Below are 23,376 nucleotides of genomic sequence, written 5' to 3'. Positions count from 1 at the left end.
TGAAGTTCATTTTTCAATGACTTCATGAGTTTTCTAGTTCCTTCTCTAGTTAGGATTTTTCTACTTTGTTTAACGAGTTCAACCACCTTTTGTTCCATCAGTTTTTTGATTACAAAACGTTTTTGGTATTTGTAATATGCATCCCTTTTTAGGGAGAAGGCATCACAAATAATCTCAATAGAGAGCTGTCTATTTTGTCGATTTTTTGGAGCTACTTTCATTAGGGCTCGATGTTTAACTTTTTTTTTAATTCTTCCACATCTTTGTATCCTAAGTCTTGGGCAGCTACTTCAAGATAACTGTCGTTCACAAGTTTCTCTAAGTCCTTTTTAATAAGAAGGTCTTTGAGTTGTTTTAGCTCTTTTTGAAGTGCTTTAATACGGCTTAATTCATCGTCTGTTTGCATGGTTACACGGGTATTCATTAAATCTTTACGATTATACTTTTTAATCCATACGTTTATAGTACTGGATTGAATACCGTAAGTTAATGCAATTTGTCTTTTGGAATGGTTTCCTTTGGTAAGTTCTGCTAATACTTTGAGTTTAAAACTCTCGCTATAGCGTTTTACATATCCATCATTTTTATACATATACATTTGTTTTTTGTATACATATTTCAGGACGACTCAATATTGAACACAATGCCTGAGCTATAGTTAGTGGCCCTTTTCAGGCTGGCATGTTTTAGTTCATTAATTATACACGTCTTAAGTTTGATTCTCATTAAATTGTTGATATAACTAGAAAGAACAAAAGAGAGAATTAAGGTAAACTATGTAACATTCGATTTTCTAGGATTTACACCATCGATTAGTCGTAAAAGGCAGAAGCGTATCAATCAAACTTTGTTTAAGTTAAAACTCCATCGTATGGTTCACTTACGCCTGTCGGATTTTGCAGGCATTATAGCGGAAAAAGTACGGGGTTGGATTAACTATTATGGCAAGGTAAGAATGAGTGAATTACATTATGTATTCCGCTTCTTAAATATGCGATTAGCTAAATGGGTACGAAATAAATATCGGCGATTTAGGCGTAAATATAGATTCTTTGCATACAAATGGTTACAGGAGACTGCAAAGCATTATCCTAATCTATTTGTGCATTGGAGATATGGTTTTACACCTTAGACTTGTTAAGAAGAGCCGTATGATAGGAGACTATCACGTACGGTTCTGTGAGAGGTTTAGGGGTGAGATTCCCCTTTACCTACTCGACTTTTTAGACGATAGATTGTCTTATTTTTTTCTCCTATTTTTTCAAATAAATCTAGTTCCGCTCCTTTCTTTAAATCTCTACTTGCTGTTGCTGAAGAAATGTCTTTAAAAATATCCATATAATTTTTTCTTGTAAATTCAGTTTTATTTAATGAAATATAATATTCTAACCTCTCTTTTTCATTTAACGTTCGATTATTAAAATCTAATAATTCACTTATTGAAATGTCAATCACGTTTAGCATATATTCAATAAACTTAGTTGATTTTCCAGCTTTATCACTTTCAGCCAAAGCTTTGTAATACTTTTCTTGGTCTTTACTGATTAAAGTTTCAAAGGGCAAAAACTCAAAGATTGGATATTTTTCCATTAAAATTAAAGTTTGCCATAATCTTCCCATTCTGCCATTTCCATCCAAAAATGGATGTATAAATTCCATTTCGTAATGGAAAACACAACTTTTAATTAATTCAATTTCATCAGATTTTTTTAAATATTCAAAAAGGTCTTTCATTAAGTATGGCACATTTCCAAAAGGTGGTGCTAAATGCTCAACTTTTGAACCTTTTACAATTCCCACACTTTGATTTCTATATTTTCCAGAATTTTCAATTAAACCTCCCATTAAGTTTAGATGTGCTTTTAAAAAGGATTTTTCATTAAAAGGATTGTATTCTTCTAAATTTTCGTAGATTTTAATTGCATTTAAAACTTCAAGAACATCTTTTTTAGGACCAATAACTCTTTTGTTTTCAAGAAGTGCAGTTATTTGTTCTTCTGTTAGTGTGTTTCCTTCTATTTTTAAAGAAGAATGAATAGTTTTAATTCTATTCTGTTTTCTTAATTTAGGTGAAGGTTTGTTTAATAAATGGGCATTTACTTCTCCTATTTTCTCTGAAATAGAAGCTATTAATTTTAAAATGGAAGATGTTATTTCGTAAGGTGGTTTCATTCGCAATACTATCATTTGATACTATCAAAGATACAATCATTTAACCTGAATTATCGTTATGAAACGAAATTTTTTGTATTATTGCCAACGGTTTGTGTATGATTAGTAAGGGATTAAATATACAATAATTTTCGAATTTAGCACTTAGCCAAATTTGCAATTTTACTATTACCTTTTTTTATTTAATCGTCAAATTGCAAATTTGGCGGACTTTGTAAATAAGCACTAACTTTTGGTTTGACACTAAACCCTTATTACTTATACACGTTTGTTGTAGTGCGTTATTATTTTCCGAGTTTTTTATGTGCATTGTCATACCAATCAGCATTTGATATAGTAAACTCATATTCTGTTGTAGGTGTATCAATTTCATAAATTTTAAATTTGACACTACCTCCTTTCATTAAGACTTTATGTAATTTTCTTGAATTAGTTGTTCCTAGCCCAAGTCTGTCAGAGTAGTTAGTTGCCCTCAATTTCAGTCTTTCTCCATCTTTATCTTGAACCAAAACTCTATAACTTTCAGACGAATATGCTTTTACAGGGTTATTTCTTGCATATTCATAAAGTTGAATATATATTTTTGAAGGGCTATTTATTAAAAAATCAACATTAAGTTTTGAATTTTGAGTTGCAGTATTACTAAAAACACCTTTTATATGTGAAGAATTTGTTATGTAGCCACTTTTTGTAGGTTCTCCAAATTCATCTACATAATGTCCAACTCTCCACATTCCAGTATTATTAATATTGGCTAATCTGATTCGTTCTTTTTCTTCGGCTTCTTTTACTTTTTGTAAAGCCAATTCCTCTTTTTTAATTTTTTCTAATAATTTTTTAAATTCAGAATTTTTAGGCGATTCTGGATGTCTTTCGGAAAGTTTTTTTATATTTTCTCTTGCAGTTATAAAATCTTTTTCAGAGTATGATTTTAGAACTTTCGCCACAGTTTTTTCTGCTCCGTTCTGACATTCGTCCAATTCAGATGAAGTTTTTTCAATACTTGCTCTTAATTCTTTATTTTCTGCAATTACTTTGTCATAATCGGCTTGAGGAATTCCGCAACTTGAAAAAACTGTCATAGTTCCAATTACATAAATGATACTTTTTAATTTCATAGGTTTCTTTTTTTTCGGGTGTTTTTGTTAATGCACCACAAAAATTGTATATACATACTCGGATTATAAAAATACCCCAGAATATTTTAGAAATTAAAATATTTGTAGGTAATTATTAGCAAAGTAAAGTTAAAAAGGCTACTGTGTAGTACGGAAATCTGTAATGTAGCTTGGCTTTAAGTGTAACTACTTAGAAGACAAGCCTTACTAGGTGTTGTTTGTTCTATTTTTTAAGAAATATGTAACAGTTTATTTGCTTTTTAACTATTATATTTATAGAATCTTAAAAAAAGAAGTGTAACTGTTTTGTGTATAGCAGATTCTATTTTCTTTGGTTTAATCGTAAAAGGGGCAGTTATGAAACAACTTAGAATAAAAGCAGTAGTATTAAGTATGGTTTATGTAGTATTGTTAGCTGTACTGGTTTTAACGTAACTAATTAAAATAGGGGTATATTTTTTATTTTTTTTAGCCAAAGGCCAAAAGCTAAATTACCGCTTCCCAATTTCAATTACTTCTAGGTCCTTAATGTTTGGGCCATCGATTACAAAACGTAGCATGGTACGCATTTGGTGAAAACCGTGTTTGCCACAAGCACCAGGATTCATATGCAGAACGCCTAGTTTTTTATCCATCATCACTTTTAAAATATGCGAGTGTCCGCTGATAAAAAGTTTGGGAGGGTTCTGGCGAATTTCGTTTCTAGTCCTAATATTATATTTTGGCGGGTACCCACCAATATGGGTCATAAGCACATCTACACCTTCGCACATAAAACGATTATTCTCTGGGAATTCTTTCTGAATAATATGGTCGTCTATATTGCCATATACGCCGCGTAAAGGTTTTATTTTCTCTAAAGTATCGGTAACCTCTAAAGTGCCAATATCACCAGCATGCCATATTTCATCTGCTTGTTTGGCATATTTTAAAATGGTATCGTCCATGTGAGAATGGGTGTCCGATAAGAGAAGAATTTTTGTCATTTATAGAGATTGTGAGTGCTATATTTTTATATGCTGCAAAAATAGGCTGAAAAAAGTATCTTTGTAGCTTCACAAAATTAGCATATTCCTTTGAGGTTTTTTATTCAATTTTCATATTTCGGCAAGCACTACCACGGATGGCAGCGACAACCCAATGCTATTACCGTACAAGAGGTTTTAGAGGGTGGTCTATGTACCATTTTAAATACCACCGTTGTTTTAACGGGTGCAGGTAGAACAGATGCCGGCGTGCATGCCAAACAAATGTATGGGCATTTTAATTTGGATAAAATGCCAGATGTAGAAGATTTGGTATACCGACTAAACTCCTACTTACCAGAAGATATTGCTGTGGAACGCATTGTAGAGACCAAGGAAGATGCACATGCGCGTTTTGATGCTACCGCACGTACCTATGAATATTGGATAGCCAAGAAAAAAGACCCTTTTAGTACAGATGCTGCGCACTATATAAAACAGGCGTTAAATATAGAGGCAATGAACGAGGCGGCTAAGATTTTATTGACCGAGGAAGATTTTGAGTGTTTTTCTAAATCGAACACCGATGTGTATACCTATCTGTGCAATATTACTCTGGCACATTGGGAGCAAAAAGGCAACCTTTTAATATTTACAATTACTGCCAATCGTTTTTTAAGAAATATGGTTCGCGCTATTGTGGGAACCCTCTTAGAAGTAGGTATGGGGAAAATAAAAGTAGAAGATGTTAATACCATCATAAAAAGTAAGGATAGGGCAAAAGCGGGTGTTTCTGTACCCGCAAAAGGGTTATATTTGACCCAAGTTTTATACCCTAAAACAACTGTGGATTAGCATGAGTAAAGATTCTGGAATAGCATTTGATAAAAACCTTTTTAAAAGACTTATGGGGCATACCAAGCCATATAGGGTTACTTTTTATGGGGTTGCGCTAGCTGCTATTTTGGCATCCATATTTGCGGTTTTAACTCCTATTTTGGTAGGGCGTATTATAGACGATGGAATAAAGGCAAAAGATGCCGATATGTTATTTGTATTTACCATGGCTTTATTGGGGGTTTTGGTAGCGCAAGTTACCAGTCAGTTACTCTTTAATTACTTTGCCAACTGGTTAGGAGAATCGGTAATAAAAGATGTTAGAATAAACTTATTTAAAAAAATGCTAAGCTTTAAAATGAAGTATTTTGATACTTCTTCGCTTGGTGTTTTGGTAACCAGAGCTGTAGCAGATATGCAGCGTATTGGTGAAATTTTTAGCCAAGGATTTTTTGTCATTGTAGCCGATTTATTAAAAATGCTGGCAGCTGCTTTGGTAATGTTGTATTTAGATTGGAAGTTGGCGGTTATTGTTTTTGGGCTAATGCCAATAATTCTATACGCAACACGTGTTTTTCAAAAGGCAATGAAAGTGGCGTTTACAGAGGTAAGAGCACAGGTTTCTAATTTAAACTCCTTTGTACAAGAGCGTATAACAGGAATGAAAATAGTACAACTTTTTACTAGAGAAGAAATAGAAAGTAAAAAGTTTAGAGAAATAAATGAGAAGCATAAGAATGCTTGGATAAAGACAGTATGGTATAATTCTATCTTTTTTCCTATAGCAGAAATTGTATCTTCGATTGCTATAGGTTTGGTAGTTTGGTTTGGAATACGACAAAATATTGTAACGACAGGATTGAATGAAATAGGGGATGTTTTTTCTTTCTTTTTCTTGATAGATTTATTGTTTAGACCGCTTCGCCAAATTGCAGATAAGTTTAATACACTGCAAATGGGAATGGTTGCTGCTAATAGAGTTTTTAGCATTTTAGATACAGATAGTAATATTTCTAATGAAGGTACTATTGTAAAAGCCGATGTAAAAGGAGATATTACTTTTAAAGAGGTGCGCTTTGGGTATGTAGAAGGGGAAGAGGTATTGCATGGTATTTCTTTTGATGTAAAAGCAGGGGAGACCGTTGCTATTGTTGGTGCTACCGGAGCAGGAAAATCTACTATTATTAATTTACTGAATCGTTTTTACGAGATAAATTCAGGAGTAATTTGTATAGATAGTATAAATATAAAAGACTTTCAATTATCTTCTTTAAGAGCTAAAATAGCGGTGGTTTTACAAGATGTTTTCTTATTTGCAGATACTATAGCGAATAATATTTCTTTAAAAGAAAAGAGCATCACCAAAGAAACCATACAGAAGGCAGCGGAAGAAATTGGGGTTCATGAGTTTATTAGTAGTTTGCCTGGCGGTTATGATTATGATGTTAAAGAGCGTGGCGCTATGTTGTCTAGCGGACAGCGACAGTTAATTGCTTTTTTAAGGGCTTATGTTAGTAACCCTAGTATTTTGATTTTGGATGAGGCAACATCTTCTGTAGATACCTATTCCGAACAATTAATACAAAGTGCCACAGAAAAAATTACAGAAGGCCGTACTTCTATTATTATTGCACACCGTTTAGCAACAGTGAAAAAAGCAGATAAAATTATAGTAATGGATGCTGGTAAAATTGTAGAAATAGGAACACATAAAGAATTGCTTAATGCTAATGGGTATTATAATAATTTGTACGAGGCGCAATTTTTATCGGAAGAAGAAGTAGCCTAATTAAATTAAGTCTTCTTTAATCATTGCTGTTAGTTCTGGCAATCCTTTATACAGAACAAATTCTCCATTTTTAATATACGATATCAATCCAGTTTCTTCACTCACTACAAGTGCTAAAGAATCTGTTTTTTCCGTAATTCCTATAGCAGCTCTATGTCTAAGGCCAAAGCGTAAAGGAATAGTACGTTCGTTAGATACTGGTAATGTAACTCTAGTTGCAACAATATAGTTTCCAGAAATAATAGCGGCACCATCGTGCAAAGGACTGTTTTTGTAGAAAATACTTTCTATAATAGGCTGTGTAATTTCAATATGCATTTTGTCTCCAGAAGATTTTATAAAATCTAGAGAGTTATTGCGTTCTAAAACCATTAAAGCACCTGTTTTGGTACTCGCCATTTTTTCGCAGGCAGTAACAACAGCATCTATATTAATACTACTAGAAAGCCCTTCTTGTTTTAAGAATTTAAAATGCTTTATAAAATTACGTTTGTTAGAGAAATTAGTAGAACCAATCATTAAAAGAAATTTTCGAATCTCTTGTTGAAAAACAATAATAAGAGCAATTAAACCAACTTGCATAAAAGCACCTACCATACTGCTTATCATTTCCATGCCTAATAGTTCGGTAAGTTTCCAAAAGGCCCAAACAATTACAATACCTATAAAAATGTTAATAGCAACAGAACCACGGATTAATTTGTAGATATAGTAGAGTAAAACGGCTACTAGGATGATATCTATAATATCAGTAATTCGTATATCTATAAAGTTTAAAAAGTCCAATCGCGGTAGTTTTTGTAAAATTAGGAAAAATAAGTCTATTGCTAATGTATGTATACTTTTTTCTAGAACCCTTTATAAATTTGGTATTTGAATTACTTATTCTATTTCAGACAAAATAAGAAAGGTGTTGGTGTCGCCATAAATCATTAATTGATCCAATAGTTTTTGTAAAGCAATTTGATTTTCTAAGACCACTTTTAAATGTATGTTCTGGCTTCCTGTAATTCGGTGGGCTTCTTTAACTTCGGGGAAGTCTTTAATTATATCTAAAACGAACTTCAATTGGCCTGGGAAAATTTTAAGAAGGATAAAGGCTTCTATGTCGCATCCTAATTTTTTGTTATCTATGGTAATGCTATATTTTTGGATAACTCCTAATTCCTCCATTTTTTGCACTCTTTCTCTAACGGCAGAAGGGGATAGGTTTATTTTTCTTCCTAAATCAGCAAAAGAAACTCTAGAATTTTCTTTCAATAACTCTAATAATTGCTTGTCTATTTTATCTACCATGGAATCCATTTTAATTTAGTGGAAAATACATTTTTATTGACGAATATTTACTTTTTTACGAAGGAATCGATTTTTAGAAATTTGATTTTCGATATATCTTTGTTTTAAATTTATAGGTTATGAGCATACTCTTAATTTTTAAAAATAAAGACCCTAAGCCTTGGCAGAAAATGCTAAAGGAAAAATTACCTAAGGAGGTTGTGGAGATATACCCGGATGTAAAAGATGCTGCCACGGTAGATTTTGTTCTATGTTGGAAACCTAAGAAAGATGTGTTTAAAGAGCTTCCTAATATAAAGGTGGTGCAATCTGTGGGGGCTTCGATAGATCATATAATCCATTCGCAAACCTTAAAGGACGATTGTATAGTTACAAGAATAGTGGATGAAAATTTATCGCAAGATATGTGGGAGTTTTTGGCAGCGATAGTTTTTGGGGAACTTAAAAATACCAGCCTGTATATGGAACAGCAAAAGATAAAAAAATGGGAGCAACATGCATACCGTTCCTTTAAAGATGTTACCGTTTCTATACTTGGTTTGGGTAGTATAGGAGCATATGTGGCTCAGAATTTTGCTAAATTAGGGTTTAAGGTAAAAGGCTGGAGTACTACCGGAAAAGATATTTTGGGAGTCGATAGTTTTCATGGAAAAGGAGAGTTTAAAAGCTTTTTAAATCAAACTAATTTTCTAATTAACCTTTTACCGTTAACTAAAGAAACACAGGATATATTAAATAAAGATAGTTTGGGAAGTTTAGCAACTAATGCTTTTTTGATTAATGTAGGTAGAGGAGAACATCTAATAGAAAAAGATATACTGCAATTATTAGATTCTTCGGTTCTTTCTGGTGCTTTTCTAGATGTTTTTAGAGAAGAGCCACTACCAGAAAATCATCCTTTTTGGAAACATCCCAAAATTAGAATAACACCCCATATAGCAAGTCTTACAAATATGGAAAGTGCTGTGAATCTTATTGTAGATAACTACCATAGGTTTTTAAGTAAGGAAGAATTATTAAATGTAGTATCACTAAAAAAAGGATATTAATTATGAATGGAATTTTTCATTTAGCGTTTAAAGTAAAAGATATTAAAAGTACTATTTTGTTTTACCACAATATACTAGGGTGTTCCTTGGGACGCCAAACCGATAATTGGGTCGATTTTAATTTTTTTGGACATCAAATTTCAGCCCATGTATCTAAAAATATATCCGAGTTAGACTATTGTGGTAAAGTAGAGGGGCTTAAAGTTCCTATTCCTCATTTTGGATGTATTTTGGAGCCAGAAGATTTTAAAACAATTAAAAGTAGATTAGAAAAGAGCGATATTCCTTTTTTAGTGCCACCACAGACGAGGTATAAAAACAACAGAGGAGAGCAACAAACAATGTTCGTATTAGATCCTAGTAATAATGCCTTAGAGTTTAAAAGCTTTAGTAACGCGGAAGCTATTTTTGATTAAGAACAGAAATAACCTTGTAATAGCAATAAATATACTTCTTAACTGCTTTTTAGAGCATTAAATAAGTGTACACACTCCATAGCTTCTTTAACGTCGTGTACCCTTAAAATATTTGCTCCCTTCTCTAAACATACCATGTTTAAAGCGGTGGTGCCATTCAATGCATTTTTGGCATCGGTTTCTAAGGTTTTGTATATCATAGATTTTCGGCTTAAACCTGTAAGTATAGGAACTTCTATGTTTTGTAAAAGTTCTAATTGGTTTAAGAGTTCAAAATTTTGGGATACTGTTTTAGAGAATCCAAATCCGGGATCTAGTATTATATCATTTACTCCTGCTAATCGCGCATTGTAAATTTGCTCCGAAAAATAATAGATAATATCTTGTGTTAAGTCTTTGTATTCGGTGTTTTGTTGCATGTTTTGGGGTGTGCCGCGCATATGCATTAGAATATAAGGCACTTTTAATTGGGCTACGGTGGTAAACATGTTAGCGTCTAATTGCCCGCCAGAAATATCATTAACCATAGCCGCGCCTTCCTCTACGCATGCTTTAGCTACCGCACTTCTAAACGTATCTACAGAAAGGATAGATTCAGGGAACTCTTTACGGATAGCTTTAATAACAGGTAAAATACGTTGCAGTTCTTCTTCTTCAGAAACTTCTTTAGCTCCCGGTCTAGAGCTGTAGGCCCCAATATCGATAAACGAAGCTCCTTCTGTTAGCATTTTGCCCACCTGAGCGATACTATTTTCTATTTTTTTATAGACACCACCATCAAAAAAAGAATCGGGAGTAACGTTAAGTATGCCCATTACTTTGGGTGTATTTAAATCTACAAGGTTTTCGTTACAATTAATGGTCATTTTTGTAAATAATTGGTGTGTAAATACTTGACAAAGAAAGATTAAATCGAGAACTTTGACGTTTACAATATTTTAAGCGAAATTTACGCAAATTAGATATACATGCAGCATACTTCCGAGCAATATAATGAGGTTATAAAAATTTGCAAAGATTTGTTTCAGAAAAAGATGACAGATTACGGCAGCGCATGGCGTATTCTTAGATTACCTTCTTTAACGGATCAAATCTTTATTAAAGCACAAAGAATTAGAAGCTTGCAACAAAATGCCGTCCGCAAGGTAGATGAAGGGGAGCGTTCCGAGTTTATTGGTATTATAAACTATTCTATTATGGCTTTAATTCAGTTAGAGCTAGGAGTAGTAGATCAGCCAGATTTGCAAACAGAGAAAGCGGTAAGTCTTTACGAGAAACATATTGCAGAGACAAAATCGTTGATGGAAAATAAAAATCACGATTATGGAGAAGCGTGGAGAGATATGCGCGTGAGCTCTTTGACCGATTTAATACTACAAAAGTTGCTACGAGTAAAACAAATAGAAGACAATCAAGGGAGAACATTGGTTAGTGAGGGTATAGATGCTAATTATCAAGATATGATAAATTATGCGGTATTTGCGATGATTCATCTTCAAGAAAACAACAACAAATAGTATGAAATATTTAGTAGGGTTTAGTAGAATATTTGTTGGGATACTTTTTATCATTAGTGGCTTTATTAAACTAAATGACCCCGTTGGATTTTCTTTTAAATTAGAAGAGTATTTTAGTGAAGCGGTGTTAAATATCCCTTTTTTAGTACCCTTTGCGTTATGGGTTTCTCTAGGAGTGGTTATTTTTGAAGTTCTCTTGGGAGTTATGTTATTGGTAGGTTACCGCGTTAAGTTTACCGTTTGGAACCTATTGCTAATGATTGTATTTTTCACATTTTTAACCTTCTACTCGGCTTATTTTAATAAAGTAACAGATTGTGGTTGTTTTGGAGATGCTGTTAAATTAACACCTTGGGAATCTTTTACTAAAGACTTGGTTCTCCTTATTCTTATTCTTATTTTATTTTTTGGTCAAAAGTATATACAGCCTTTATTTAGATCCTATCCTAATAGAGTAATCACAGCAGTGGCACTTGTTTTATGTGTGGGTTACGGGTATTATGTGCTGAACCATTTACCAGGAATAGATTTTAGACCATATAAAATTGGAGCTAATATTGAAGCCGGAATGACAGTTCCAGAAGGAGCGCCAGAAGCACAGTTCGACTATGCTTGGAAGTTTAATGTAAATGGAGAAGAGCAAATTGTGCATACACCAGGAGATTACCCAACAGTAGATGGAGAATTTATAGGTGTAGAAACTACGGAATTACAGGCTGGGTACGAGCCTCCTATTCACGATTTTACGGTAGAACAAAACGGAGAAGATTTTGCTTCTAGTTTATTACAAGAACCTAAATTGGTTATGGTAGTAGCTTATGACTTAAGGAAAACAAATACAGATTTTTACGTTGAGGTTAAGCAAATGGCCGATGCTGCAATAAAGAAAGGCTATAAAGTAATTGCTATGTCTGCCTCTAATGCGGAACAAGCAAAAGCGATTATAGATACCTATAATCTAAATTTGGAGTTTTATTACACAGACGAAACAGCACTTAAAACTATTATACGCTCTAATCCAGGTGTGTTAGTTCTAGAAAAGGGAACCATACAGCAAAAAGTACATTATAATGATTTGGATAATCTTTTATTCGATTAAATTGTAGTATATGAAAAAAGCAATTATTACGAGTACTCTTTTTATAGCTTCTGTGCTATTTGTAAATGCGCAGAATAAAACCTTTGCAGCGGAAGCACTTGCAGATCAACTAATGGATTTGGAAGGAAAGACTATAACATTTGAAAATGTTTTAAAAGCGCATAAGAATAAAGTAATCTTGTTAGATATTTGGGCGTCTTGGTGTAAAGATTGTGTGGTTGGTATGTCTATATTAAACAAAATAAAAAAAGACTATCCAGAGGTGGCTTATGTCTATATTTCTTTAGATAGAAACAAAGAGATCTGGGAGAAAGGTATTAAAAGATTTAAGATAGAAGAAGGGTCACATTATTGGGCGCCAAAAGGATGGAAATCCGATTTGTTTACGGCTATAGATTTAGATTGGATTCCTAGATACATGGTCCTAGATAAAGATGGTAGTATTAAGTTATATAAAGCTATTAAAGCAGAAGATAAAGAGATTATAAAACAACTTACAAAATAAAGAGATGAGAGGTAAAATAGTAGCAGGAAATTGGAAGATGAATAAAAATTTAGCGGAGACTGAAGCACTTTTAACAGAGCTTTCGGCTAAATTACCAGACACTACAGCAGAAGTAATGGTCGCACCGACTTTTGTGAATTTAGTAGCAGCTAAACATAGTTTAGAATCTTCTACTATCGAAGTTATTGCACAAAACATGCATTTTGCAGAAAGTGGCGCTTATACTGGAGAGATTTCTGCAGATATGCTTTTAAATATTGGTGTTGATACTGTAATTATAGGACACTCCGAAAGGCGTGCTTATTTTGGTGAAACAGATGAGATTTTAGAGAAGAAAGTAAAAGCTGCTCTAGCAAAAAACATGAGAGTAATGTTCTGTTTTGGTGAGGAATTGGCCGATAGAAAATCAGAAAATCATTTTAATGTAGTGGAGAGCCAGATTAAAAATGCACTTTTTTCTTTAGATGCTAGCGCATGGAGTAAAATTGTATTGGCTTATGAGCCTGTATGGGCAATTGGAACAGGAGAAACAGCTTCTGCAGAACAAGCACAAGAAATGCATGCTTTTATTCGTAAAACTATAACAGATGGTTTTGATGCTGCTATAGCAAATAAAGTATCTATTTTATACGGAGGTAGTGTAAAGCCAGGAAACGCATCGGAGATATTCTCTAAACCAGATGTGGACGGTGGTTTAATTGGTGGAGCTGCATTAGTAGCAGATGATTTTGCAGCAATTATAAAAGCTATTTAATCCCATTTAAGAATTGCATAGTAAAGCTGTTTAGAGGAGTGTTTCTAAGCAGCTTCTATTTTATAAGTTATTTATCTATTCCTTTATTTTAAAAAAGACATGTCGAACATTATATATATAGAATACGCTTTTATCGTTGCTCCAGTACAACCAACTTCCGATATTTTAATAGCAGAATTAGGAGAAATAGGTTTCGAGAGTTTTGTAGAAAACGAAAATGGAGTATTGGCGTATATTCAAAAAACAGATTGGCAAGAAGCGAGGATAAATGAGGTAGAGATATTGAAGAATGAAAATTTTAAAATAGAATATACCGTTAAAGAGATAGAACAAGAGAATTGGAATGCTACTTGGGAAGAGAATTTTAAACCCATACAAGTTGATGATGCCTGCGTGGTTAGAGCCCCTTTTCATGATACTCCTGCAGTGAATTATGATATTGTTATAGAACCCAAAATGAGTTTTGGAACCGGGCACCATGAAACTACATTTATGATGCTGAAACATATTTTAGAAAATGATTTTAAAGGAAAATCGGTTTTAGATATGGGTAGTGGTACTGGTGTATTAGCAATATTGACAGCTATGAAAGGTGCGTCACCAGTAGAAGCTATAGATATAGATAATTGGTGTTATTTAAATGCAAAGGAAAACGTGGAAAGAAATGGTTTTCCTAATATTCAGGTTTTAGAAGGTGATGCAAGTCTCTTAGAAGGGAAAAAATTCGATGTTATTATAGCCAATATAAATAGGAATATACTATTAGCAGATATTCCTAAATATGCAAAATGTTTACACCCTGGAGGTTCCCTTTTTCTAAGTGGATTCTACCAAGAAGACCTAAATATGATTTCGGGTAAATGCGAAGAACATTCGTTAAAATTTGAAAAAAACCTAGAAAAAAATAATTGGGTTGCTGCAAAATATGTATTTTAGTTTATATAAAACCCTTATAATATGAGTACCAGGGAAGAAATATCAGAAGAGTTATTATTAGAAGAAGAGACAGTAAACCAAAACGAAATTGTGCTTTTTAATGATGATGTAAATACTTTTGACCATGTCATTGATACTTTGGTATCTGTTTGTGATCATACTTCGGAGCAAGCAGAACAATGTTCAATGATTGTACATTACAATGGAAAATGCACGGTTAAAACTGGAGAGTTTAAAGATTTAAAACCACGTTGTACGCGTCTTTTACAAGCAGGCTTAAATGCCGAAATTGTATAAATGTTTTTGTTTTTTTACAGATAAAAGCTATACTTTTAAGAAAATATATTTTCTTTGAAACATAAGATTTTCTTACTTTTTTACTTCCTTGTGTTTTGTGGTTTCTCTCAAGAATTGCCACCTATTCAAAATTACTCTGCTGTTACTTATGGTGGAGCCAACCAAAATTGGTCTATTACACAAACCAAAGAGAAGTACATCTATGTAGCTAATAATAGTGGGTTACTAGAATTTAATGGCGCAGATTGGGAATTATACCCATCGCCTAATGGTTCTGTAATTCGTTCCGTAAAAGCCGTAAAAGAGGTAGTGTATACTGGTTGTTATATGGAATTTGGTTTATGGGAGAAGAACAAAAAAGGTAGTTTAGATTATCATTCTTTAAGCCAAGAATTACAATTTCCATTGATAGAAGATGAGCAATTTTGGAATATTATAGCTTATAAAGATTGGGTGTTGTTTCAATCGTTACAGCGTATCTATGTATATAATACGAAAGATAAAACCCTAAATAGTATAGACTCACCGTCCAAAAGGGCGCAAATTTTTAAAGTAGAAGATGTCGTCTATTTTCAGCAAAGTAATGTTGGTATTTTTAAAATAGAAAACGGCAAGGCAGTTCTAGTATCCGATGATTTTATTGTTAAGAATAAGACAGTAGTAGGGGTTTTTCTAAAAAATGAAAAGCTTACGTTTCTGGTCGAAGACGGAATGTTTTATACTTTGGAAGATACCATAATGAAACCTTGGCAAACAGCACTAAACAAAGCGCCAATAGCCATAAATGTATATAGTAGTCTGCAACTGGCAGATGGCAGTCTAGTGTTGGGCACCATTTCTAATGGTATTTATCATTTAAATAAAAAAGGGGAGCTCATTAATAAAATAAATCAGCAAAACGGGCTGAATAATAATACAGTACTATCTGTTTTTCAGGATGTAGATAAAAATTTGTGGTTGGCATTGGATAATGGAATATCCGTAATAAATTTAGATGTTCCTTTTCAAGAGTATATAGATAAAATAGGGAAATTGGGGCAAGTGTATGCAGCCAAACTTCACCAAGATTATTTATATCTAGGGACTAATCAAGGTTTGTTTTATAAGAAGGTAGGTACGCAAAATGATTTTAATTTTATTGTAAATACCAAAGGACAGGTTTGGTGTTTAAGAGAAATTAATGGGGACCTATTTTGTGGACATAATAATGGCACATATCGCATTTATAATAATACGGCATCCTTGGTTTCTAATTTCCCGGGTACTTGGGACATTAAAACGGTGTATAATAACCCTAATATTTTATTACAGGGGAATTATCAAGGATTAAGTATTTTAGAGAAAAAAGGGGGTAGTTGGGGCTTAAGAAATAAAATAGAAGGTTTTGATATTGCTTCTCGATTTTATGAATGGGTAGAGGAGGATAAGATTGTTGTAAATCATGAAAATAAAGGAATTTTTGTTTTGCAGCTAGATAAGGATTTCAGAAGAGTACATACCGTTACAACCCAAGAACCCAAAGGTACAGGAGCAAGTTTAGTAACATACAGAAACCAGATACTGTATATCAACAATAATGGCATATTTGTATTCGATACTACTAGAGGTAAATTTGTGAAAAATGAAAATCTCACGACTAATTTTTTTAAAGAAAAAGAACCTCCTATTGGAGTTCTAATACCAGATGGTAAAGAAAACAGACTCTGGGGGTTTTCTAATACGAGCATTCTGAGTTTATCACCATCTAGGCTTAATGATGGTTATGAGATGATAGAGATTCCTGTATCCTTCTCCTTTCGTAGAAATATGGGTGTTTTTGGTTTTGAGTCTATTACTCCGTTAGTAAAAAATAAATATTTAATAGGTACGGCAAATGGTTATACCACTCTGAATCTAGAAAAGTTACAAACCAAAGAATATCAAATTCAAATTACAGGTATTACAAAACAGTCATCAGGAAAGGCTAAAGAAAAACTGCCATTGGTACCGAACCAAGAATTACCATATACCAAAAATAAAATGGAATTTTCTTATAGTGTTCCAGAGTACGATAAGTATATAGAGGTTGTTTATCAATACCAATTGGTTGGTATGCATAAAGGTTGGAGTAATTGGTCTAAAAACACTACAGTCTCTTTTGAGAATTTGCCATACGGCGCATATACTTTTAATGTAAGAGGTAGACTAAATAACATAGTCACAGAGGTAAAAACAACTTCTTTTGAAATTCTAAGACCTTGGTATTTTTCGTATTTGGCTTATTTTATTTATATACTAATAGTAGGATTACTCTTCCTATTTGTACACAAACAATACAATAGATATTATCGCAAACAACAACAGGATATTTTAAAAGACAATAAGAGAAAGTTAAAGAGAAAAGAGCAAAAAACGCAGCGTAAAATAATAGAAATAACGAACGAAAAGCTAAAAGAAGAAATTGCTTCTAAGAATAGAGAGTTAGCAGTTTCAACAATGAGTATTATTAAGAAAAATGAATTTTTAAATGCTTTAAAATCCCAATTAGCAGAAGCAAAATCTCCACCTCAAATAAAAGCAGTTATTAAAACCATCGACCGTAATATTAATAATGAAGACGATTGGAGGGTTTTTGAGGAAGCATTTAATAATGCAGATAAAGACTTTCTTAAAAAGATAAAAGAACTACATGCCGATTTAACTCCGAATGATTTGCGATTATGTGCCTACTTAAGACTAAACCTTTCTTCTAAAGAAATTGCTCCATTATTGAATATTTCTGCTCGTTCTGTGGAGGTAAAACGATATCGTCTTCGCAAGAAAATGGGTCTAGAGCATGAAAAAGGTTTGGTGGATTATATATTAAGTATTTAAGTAGCACTACATTTTTTATTTTTACCACAACATTACCCATACAAATCTATTTATTGGCCATTGTAAGGTGATTTTTATAGAATCATTTAAGTTTGTGTTAACACTGTTGTATAGGAACTTGTATAGTCATATTCTTAAAGTATTAAGTATTTTTTGATATATGTATATTTTTTGTAGGGGTGTTTTTTTAGAAGAGCAATGGTTTAATAAATATATTGGTACTTCTAAATACAACATAATGAAGAATACTGTATTATCTATTTTTTTAATGTTATGTACTTCTATTATTTGGAGTCAGGATATTACAATTACAGGAAATGTAAAGGAAGCCTCTTTTAAAGAACCTTTACCAGGAGTGAATGTTATTGTAAAGAGCTCTGTAAATGGTACCACAACAGATTTTGATGGAAATTTTATATTATCCAATATAAGTAAAGGAGACATACTTGTTTTCTCTTATTTAGGATTTGTAACAACAGAACGTATAGTTGCAGAGGCTACTACTATTTCAATTGTACTCCAAGAGGATGTAAGTGCCTTAGATGAGGTAGTCGTTGTAGGTTATGGTACTTCTACTAAAAAGGAATTAACAGGAGCGGTTACAGTTGTAGGAGCAGAAAGTATAGAAGATTTAAACCCTACACAAATAGAACAAGCATTGCAAGGACAGGTTGCTGGGGTGCAAATTACTTCTGGTTCAGGATCTCCAGGAGCGGCATCGAATATTCGTATTCGTGGTATTTCTACCAATGGAGATAATAGACCGTTAATTCTTGTAGATGGTAATGTTATTGAGGATTTGAGTGTGGTAAATCCTAGTGATATTGAAAGCATGAATATTTTAAAAGATGCTACAGCTGGTATATATGGGGTAAGGGCTGCGAATGGTGTAATTCTAATAACCACAAAGACAGGAAAAAAGAATACAGATTTAAAATTTAGTTATGATGTTTATGGAGGTTTTCAGCAAACATCTAGAAAAATACCCGTATTGAATGCAACAGAATATGGGGTCTTAATTAACGAAGCACATGCCGCAGCTGGTAGTGCTAATCCATATCCAGATGTGTCTGGTTTAGGAACAGGAACAGATTGGCAAGATGAGGTTTTTCAAAAAGCAGCTGTCGTAAATCATAATTTAAGTATTAGTGGCGGTAGTAAAAAATCGACCTATTCTTTTGGCTCTTCTTTACTTACTCAAAATGGTATTGTTGGTGGCCCTAAAGCCAATTTTAGAAGATTTACAAATAGAATAAATTTTACCACAGATATTCTTGAGAATTTAAAATTAACAACCAATGCTATTTATACTGGAACAAATAGAAAAACACTTTCAGAAAATGCTTTAGGCTCCGTATTGTTTAATGCATTGAATAACGCACCAACATTAGCAGTAAGAGATGCTAATAATGAGTACACTATATCAGAAGGGTTAGGTAATGAAGTAATTAACCCTTTAGCACAAGTAAATGATACATATAACAAGAATGATGTAAGCAAACTTAGTGGTAAAATAGGATTGAGGTATTCTTTCTTAAACGATTTTACTCTAGAATCTAGTTATCAGTTTAATTATGCAGAAGTTAAAATTAAGGATTTTAAACCAGCGGTTTTTTACGGTTCTGGTAAGGTTTTTAATGTAGATAGAAACAATATAAAGGAAGAAAAGAATATATATAAAGATTACACCTTTGATACGTTCTTAAACTATAATAAGGATTTGGGTAAAGTTCATAATGTAAAAGCAACTTTGGGAATGTCTGTTTTTAGAACAAGAGGACAATTGGCAAGTGAAACAGGTTATGATGTAGAAGGGAATAATTTTCAGAATGCATCTATTTCTAATGCTTCCGATGTAGTAAATAATTTTCTTAATGGAGGGGATAAGTTTGATGCTAGACTATTATCCTACTTTACAAGATTACAATACAATTATAAAGGTAAATATTTGCTATCTGGTATTATCAGAAGAGATGGTTCTACGGCGTTTGGACCAAATAATAGATTTGGTTATTTTCCTTCTGGTTCCCTAGGATGGATAGTTTCTGATGAAGCTTTTTTAGCAGATAGTAAAACAGTAAGTTTTTTAAAGCTTAGAGGTAGTTATGGTATTGTAGGTAATGATAGAATTGAGGCAAATGCTTACAGGTCTGTATTATCAGGAGAAGGAACTTATGTTTTTAGTAATAATTTAGTATTTGGTAAAGCAGTAGGAATCCTTTCTAATCCTGAAATTAAATGGGAAGAGCAAAAGACTTTAGATATAGGTATAGATGTAAAGCTGTTTAATAATAAAATAGATATAACAGCAGATTATTTTAAGAAAAGAACAGAAGATTTATTAGTACAACCACCTGTTTCTGGAATTTTAGGTGCTGCTGCACCAGGTTCGCAAGCGCCATTTGTTAATGCAGGAACTGTAGAGAATGAAGGGTTAGAATTTGCTATTGGGTATAACTACGATAAAGGAGGAGATTTTTCTTTTGGGGTTAATTATAACATAACACTTTTAGAAAATAAAGTAGTTTCTGTAAATAACGGAATTGGTTACATCGCAGGAGGAGATTTTGGTGTAGGTCAAGAACCACCATCTAGAATGGAAGATGGGAAGCCATTAGGCTATTTTTATGGCTTACAAACGGATGGAGTTTTTCAAAATCAGACAGAAATAGATGACCATGCTACGCAAGCAAATGCTGCTCCAGGAGATTTAAAATTTGTAGACGTCAATGACGATGGAGTTATAGATGCGGATGATAGAACGGATATCGGTAGTCCTATTCCAGATGCTACTATGGGGCTGAATATCTCTATGGACTATAAACAATGGGATTTTGGCGCGTATGCCTTTGCATCTATTGGGAATGATATTGTTCGTAATTATGAGCGTAACCAAATATTGGTAAACAAATCGGTTTACACTTTAAATAGATGGACAGGAGAAGGATCCACCAATGTGTACCCTAGAGTTACTACAGGAGCAACATCGAACACAAACTTTTCTAGTTATTATGTAGAAGATGGTTCGTTTATAAGACTTCAAAATGTTCAAATAGGATATACGTTAACACCAAATGTTATAGATAAGTTAGGTATAGATAAACTACGTTTTTACATATCTGCAAATAATCTATTTACACTGACAGAATATAAAGGGTATGATCCAAGTGCATCTTCGGGAGACCCTATTGGAGCCGGAATCGATAATGGGTTTTACCCCGTTCCAAGAACCTATTTATTAGGCCTTAATCTAAAATTTTAAAAGCGATGAAAATGAAATATATACCAATAAAGTTCCTGGTTGTTCTTTTTATTATCACCATAGTTTCTAATTCTTGTAGTGATGATTTTGTAGAAGTGGCATCCTTTGACGAAAATTCGGAAGATTATTTTAACTCCGAAGAAGAATATCAAAAAGCATTAACTGCTGTATACGATTTGTTACAGTCTACTTATTTAAATGTAATGTTGGGTGAAATAGCATCGGATAATACATTGGCAGGAGGAGAAAGTGCAACAGATACTCCTGGAATTCAAGAAGTAGATAATATGGTGCACACGCCCGTAAATGCACAATTAAGAGATATATGGGGCTGGATGTTTTCTGGAGTAAACCGCGCTAATTATATTTTAGAATTCAAAGATAAAACAGAATTTTCTGGGAGAGAAGGTGTAATTGCAGAGGCTACCTTTTTAAGAGCATATTATTATTTTGAATTGGTGAAATGGTTTGGCGATGTGCCTTTGGCAGTAGATAAACGATTACTTTTTGGAGACCAGAATGTAATAGAGCGTACACCAAAAGCTGAAGTGTATGCACAAATAGAGATAGACTTACTATATGCCGCAGCAAATTTACCAACGACCCAAGCAGAAACCGGAAGAGTAACCAAAGGAGCAGCACAAGCATTATTAGGAAAAGTATATTTATTCCAGAATAAGTTTAGTAAGGCAGCTACAATTTTAGATGAAGTTATAGATAGCGGAACGTACGATTTAGTTACCGATTACAATTCCATTTTTGAAACCGAAGGAGAAAATAATATAGAATCTGTTTTCGAGGTGCAATATACAGATGAAGAAGGAGCAGGTTTTGAATGTCTTCAATGTAGTGAGGGTAATGTAGCCGTTGGGTTTAATGGTATACGTAATTATTCTGGTCCTTTATTTGAGTCTGGTTTTAGTTTCAATGTTCCTACACAAGAAGTGGTAGATGCATATGAGGAAAATGATATTCGTAAAGATGTTGCTGTTTTAGATATTGATGCATGGGCAGTAGAAAATAGCGGGGTTTCTTTTGCTATTGGTCATGAGCATACCGGATACTATAATAGAAAATACATTTCTCGTAAGGGAGATTTAAATACAGGAGATGCCAACTTAACAAACCCTAATAATTATAGAGCTATTCGTTTTGCAGATGTATTATTAATGGCCGCAGAGGCATATAATAGGGGGAGCATAGACGATGTAAAAGCGCAAACCTATTTAAACAGAGTGCGTACTAGAGCTACATTACCAAATGTGGTTGCTACCGGAAATTCATTGACTACATCTATATACAAAGAAAGGCGAGTAGAGCTTTTAGGAGAAGGACATCACTTTTTCGATTTGGTACGTACGCAAAGAGCAGCACAAGAAATTGATGGATTTACCTCTGGGAAAAATGAAGTTTTCCCGATACCATCTATAGAAATAGAATTAGCAGGAAACCGTTGGGAGCAAAACGGAGGATATTAATATAATAAATCGATAGAAAATGAAACATATAAAGCAACTACTAGTATTCTTTTTAGCACTAACAGTATTTTATTCTTGTACGGAAGATGAAACTTCGTATGCGTTACAAAATGTATCGGCGCCAACCAATGTAAATGCAATTTTTGAAATTGCACAAGATGATACAGGAACTGTAAATGTTACGCCAACAGCCGAAGGAGCTACTAATTTTCAGGTCTTTTTTGGGGATTCGGAAAGCGAAACTGGTACAGAAGTAACTCCAGGAGAGAATATTACCCATACGTACGGCGAAGGAGTTTTTACCTTAAGAGTCGTTGGTGTAGGTGCTACTGGTTTAACAAGTGAACTTAATAGAGAAATAACAATTTCTTTTACAGCACCCTCTAATTTAATGGTTGCTACGGTAGCTCAATCCAATCCTTTAGAAATTGTGGTTACCCCAACAGCAGATGATGCTACGGTTTACGATATTTATTTTGGAGATGTAACAGGAGAAGAACCTACAACAATAATGTACGGAGAAACAGCATCGCATATTTATACTATAGCTGGGGATTATACGGTTAGAGTAGTAGCAAAGGGAGCAGGAGCAGCAACCGTAGAATTTTCAGAAGTGATTACCATTGAAAATTCTAATTTAATTAGCTCATCAGATTTTATTGGAACATGGAAAATGGCCTCTGAAGCAGGTTCTTTAGGAGTAGGTCCTTCTGTAGGAGATACTAGTTGGTTTGCAATTGATGACCAAGGCATAATAGATAGAGCTTGTTATTTTGATGATAGTTACGTATTCAGTACAGACGGCTCTTTTGCAAATATATTAGGAACAGCTACATGGATAGAAGGTTGGCAAGGTGGTTCCGATGCTTGTGGAACTCCTGTAGCTCCACACGATGGTTCTGCTTCGGCAACGTATGCGTATGATGCAACTGCGGGTACAATTACAATTACAGGAGCAGGCTCTTATATTGGTATTCCAAAAGCAAATAATGACGGCGAATTACCAAATGTTGCCGTTCCAAATGCAATTAGT

At 33.5% G+C, this 23,376-nt stretch carries 22 protein-coding genes and 1 pseudogene; 15 read left to right on the top strand and 8 right to left on the bottom strand.

What is annotated here, in order from left to right; genetic code table 11:
• Both QZZ51_RS10350 and QZZ51_RS10345 read right to left on the bottom strand, forming a co-directional pair.
• Nucleotides 1-221 (bottom strand): annotated as a pseudogene (locus QZZ51_RS10350) (hypothetical protein); the annotation flags it as partial.
• Nucleotides 221-598, bottom strand: a complete 378-nt coding sequence (locus tag QZZ51_RS10345) for a transposase (RefSeq protein WP_291869305.1) — start codon at nt 596-598, stop codon at nt 221-223. The gene QZZ51_RS10345 and the pseudogene QZZ51_RS10350, both read right to left, overlap by 1 nt.
• A gap of 165 nt (nt 599-763) precedes the next feature.
• On the opposite strand from QZZ51_RS10345, the gene QZZ51_RS10340 reads away from it, so the two are divergent.
• Nucleotides 764-1,132, top strand: coding sequence for a group II intron maturase-specific domain-containing protein (locus tag QZZ51_RS10340; RefSeq protein ID WP_366511969.1), 369 nt, complete (start codon nt 764-766; stop codon nt 1,130-1,132).
• A gap of 56 nt (nt 1,133-1,188) precedes the next feature.
• Here the strand turns inward: QZZ51_RS10340 and QZZ51_RS10335 are convergent, their stop codons facing one another.
• The 3 genes from QZZ51_RS10335 to QZZ51_RS10325 form a co-directional block, all read right to left on the bottom strand.
• A complete protein-coding gene (locus QZZ51_RS10335; protein ID WP_291869303.1) occupies nt 1,189-2,172 on the bottom strand; it encodes a Fic family protein in 984 nt (327 codons plus the stop codon).
• Between the two features lie 284 nt (nt 2,173-2,456).
• A complete protein-coding gene (locus QZZ51_RS10330) occupies nt 2,457-3,290 on the bottom strand; it encodes a hypothetical protein (protein WP_291869301.1) in 834 nt (277 codons plus the stop codon).
• Between the two features lie 491 nt (nt 3,291-3,781).
• Nucleotides 3,782-4,276, bottom strand: a complete 495-nt coding sequence (locus QZZ51_RS10325) for a metallophosphoesterase family protein (protein ID WP_291869299.1) — start codon at nt 4,274-4,276, stop codon at nt 3,782-3,784.
• Between the two features lie 90 nt (nt 4,277-4,366).
• Here QZZ51_RS10325 and truA point away from each other — a divergent pair, with 90 nt between their 5' ends.
• Nucleotides 4,367-5,110, top strand: coding sequence for a tRNA pseudouridine(38-40) synthase TruA (gene truA / locus QZZ51_RS10320; RefSeq protein WP_291869297.1), 744 nt, complete (start codon nt 4,367-4,369; stop codon nt 5,108-5,110).
• Between the two features lies 1 nt (nt 5,111).
• Nucleotides 5,112-6,881, top strand: a complete 1,770-nt coding sequence (locus QZZ51_RS10315; RefSeq protein ID WP_291869296.1) for an ABC transporter ATP-binding protein — start codon at nt 5,112-5,114, stop codon at nt 6,879-6,881.
• Here QZZ51_RS10315 and QZZ51_RS10310 read toward each other — a convergent pair whose 3' ends face one another.
• Together QZZ51_RS10310 and QZZ51_RS10305 are read right to left on the bottom strand one after the other, a co-directional pair.
• Entirely contained in the window at nt 6,882-7,667 is a 786-nt protein-coding gene (locus QZZ51_RS10310; protein WP_291869295.1) for a diadenylate cyclase, read from the bottom strand. It lies immediately after the preceding gene.
• Nucleotides 7,668-7,763: 96 nt separating this feature from the next.
• Nucleotides 7,764-8,177: an Lrp/AsnC family transcriptional regulator gene (locus tag QZZ51_RS10305; protein WP_291869293.1), complete on the bottom strand. Its 414-nt coding sequence runs from the start codon at nt 8,175-8,177 to the stop codon at nt 7,764-7,766.
• A gap of 119 nt (nt 8,178-8,296) precedes the next feature.
• Here QZZ51_RS10305 and QZZ51_RS10300 point away from each other — a divergent pair, with 119 nt between their 5' ends.
• Both QZZ51_RS10300 and QZZ51_RS10295 read left to right on the top strand, forming a co-directional pair.
• Complete coding sequence (locus QZZ51_RS10300) at nt 8,297-9,226, top strand: glyoxylate/hydroxypyruvate reductase A (protein ID WP_291869291.1); 930 nt, start codon at nt 8,297-8,299, stop codon at nt 9,224-9,226.
• Between the two features lie 2 nt (nt 9,227-9,228).
• A complete protein-coding gene (locus tag QZZ51_RS10295; protein WP_291869289.1) occupies nt 9,229-9,642 on the top strand; it encodes a VOC family protein in 414 nt (137 codons plus the stop codon).
• A gap of 38 nt (nt 9,643-9,680) precedes the next feature.
• Here QZZ51_RS10295 and folP read toward each other — a convergent pair whose 3' ends face one another.
• Complete coding sequence (gene folP / locus QZZ51_RS10290; protein ID WP_291869287.1) at nt 9,681-10,508, bottom strand: dihydropteroate synthase; 828 nt, start codon at nt 10,506-10,508, stop codon at nt 9,681-9,683.
• Between the two features lie 102 nt (nt 10,509-10,610).
• Between folP and QZZ51_RS10285 the strand changes: the two genes are divergently transcribed.
• The 10 genes from QZZ51_RS10285 to QZZ51_RS10240 all read left to right on the top strand — a co-directional run.
• A complete protein-coding gene (locus QZZ51_RS10285; RefSeq protein ID WP_291869286.1) occupies nt 10,611-11,159 on the top strand; it encodes a DUF1599 domain-containing protein in 549 nt (182 codons plus the stop codon).
• Nucleotide 11,160: 1 nt separating this feature from the next.
• Nucleotides 11,161-12,258: a BT_3928 family protein gene (locus tag QZZ51_RS10280; RefSeq protein WP_291869284.1), complete on the top strand. Its 1,098-nt coding sequence runs from the start codon at nt 11,161-11,163 to the stop codon at nt 12,256-12,258.
• Between the two features lie 10 nt (nt 12,259-12,268).
• Nucleotides 12,269-12,763 (top strand): TlpA disulfide reductase family protein, encoded by a 495-nt coding sequence (locus QZZ51_RS10275; RefSeq protein ID WP_291869283.1) that lies wholly within the window; start codon nt 12,269-12,271, stop codon nt 12,761-12,763.
• A 4-nt stretch (nt 12,764-12,767) separates the two neighbouring features.
• The gene (gene tpiA / locus QZZ51_RS10270) at nt 12,768-13,517 is read left to right on the top strand and encodes a triose-phosphate isomerase (RefSeq protein ID WP_291869281.1); all 750 of its coding nucleotides are present in this window, start codon (nt 12,768-12,770) and stop codon (nt 13,515-13,517) included.
• A gap of 99 nt (nt 13,518-13,616) precedes the next feature.
• On the top strand, nt 13,617-14,453 hold the full coding sequence (prmA, locus tag QZZ51_RS10265) for a 50S ribosomal protein L11 methyltransferase (protein WP_291869280.1): 837 nt from the start codon (nt 13,617-13,619) through the stop codon (nt 14,451-14,453).
• A 21-nt stretch (nt 14,454-14,474) separates the two neighbouring features.
• The gene (locus QZZ51_RS10260) at nt 14,475-14,750 is read left to right on the top strand and encodes an ATP-dependent Clp protease adaptor ClpS (protein WP_291869278.1); all 276 of its coding nucleotides are present in this window, start codon (nt 14,475-14,477) and stop codon (nt 14,748-14,750) included.
• Nucleotides 14,751-14,804: 54 nt separating this feature from the next.
• The gene (locus tag QZZ51_RS10255; protein ID WP_291869277.1) at nt 14,805-17,603 is read left to right on the top strand and encodes a triple tyrosine motif-containing protein; all 2,799 of its coding nucleotides are present in this window, start codon (nt 14,805-14,807) and stop codon (nt 17,601-17,603) included.
• Between the two features lie 238 nt (nt 17,604-17,841).
• Nucleotides 17,842-20,865: a TonB-dependent receptor gene (locus tag QZZ51_RS10250; RefSeq protein ID WP_291869275.1), complete on the top strand. Its 3,024-nt coding sequence runs from the start codon at nt 17,842-17,844 to the stop codon at nt 20,863-20,865.
• 5 nt (nt 20,866-20,870) lie between these two features.
• The gene (locus tag QZZ51_RS10245; RefSeq protein WP_291869273.1) at nt 20,871-22,343 is read left to right on the top strand and encodes a RagB/SusD family nutrient uptake outer membrane protein; all 1,473 of its coding nucleotides are present in this window, start codon (nt 20,871-20,873) and stop codon (nt 22,341-22,343) included.
• Nucleotides 22,344-22,362: 19 nt separating this feature from the next.
• Nucleotides 22,363-23,376, top strand: a 1,014-nt coding sequence (locus QZZ51_RS10240) for a PKD domain-containing protein (RefSeq protein WP_366511968.1), incomplete at its 3' end; no start/stop codon positions are given.

The organism is Maribacter sp. (genome assembly GCF_016744255.1).
Taxonomy (GTDB): Bacteria; Bacteroidota; Bacteroidia; order Flavobacteriales; family Flavobacteriaceae; genus Maribacter_B.
Note: the sequence above shows the minus strand (reverse complement) of the source record. Positions and strands in the feature narration are given on the sequence as shown.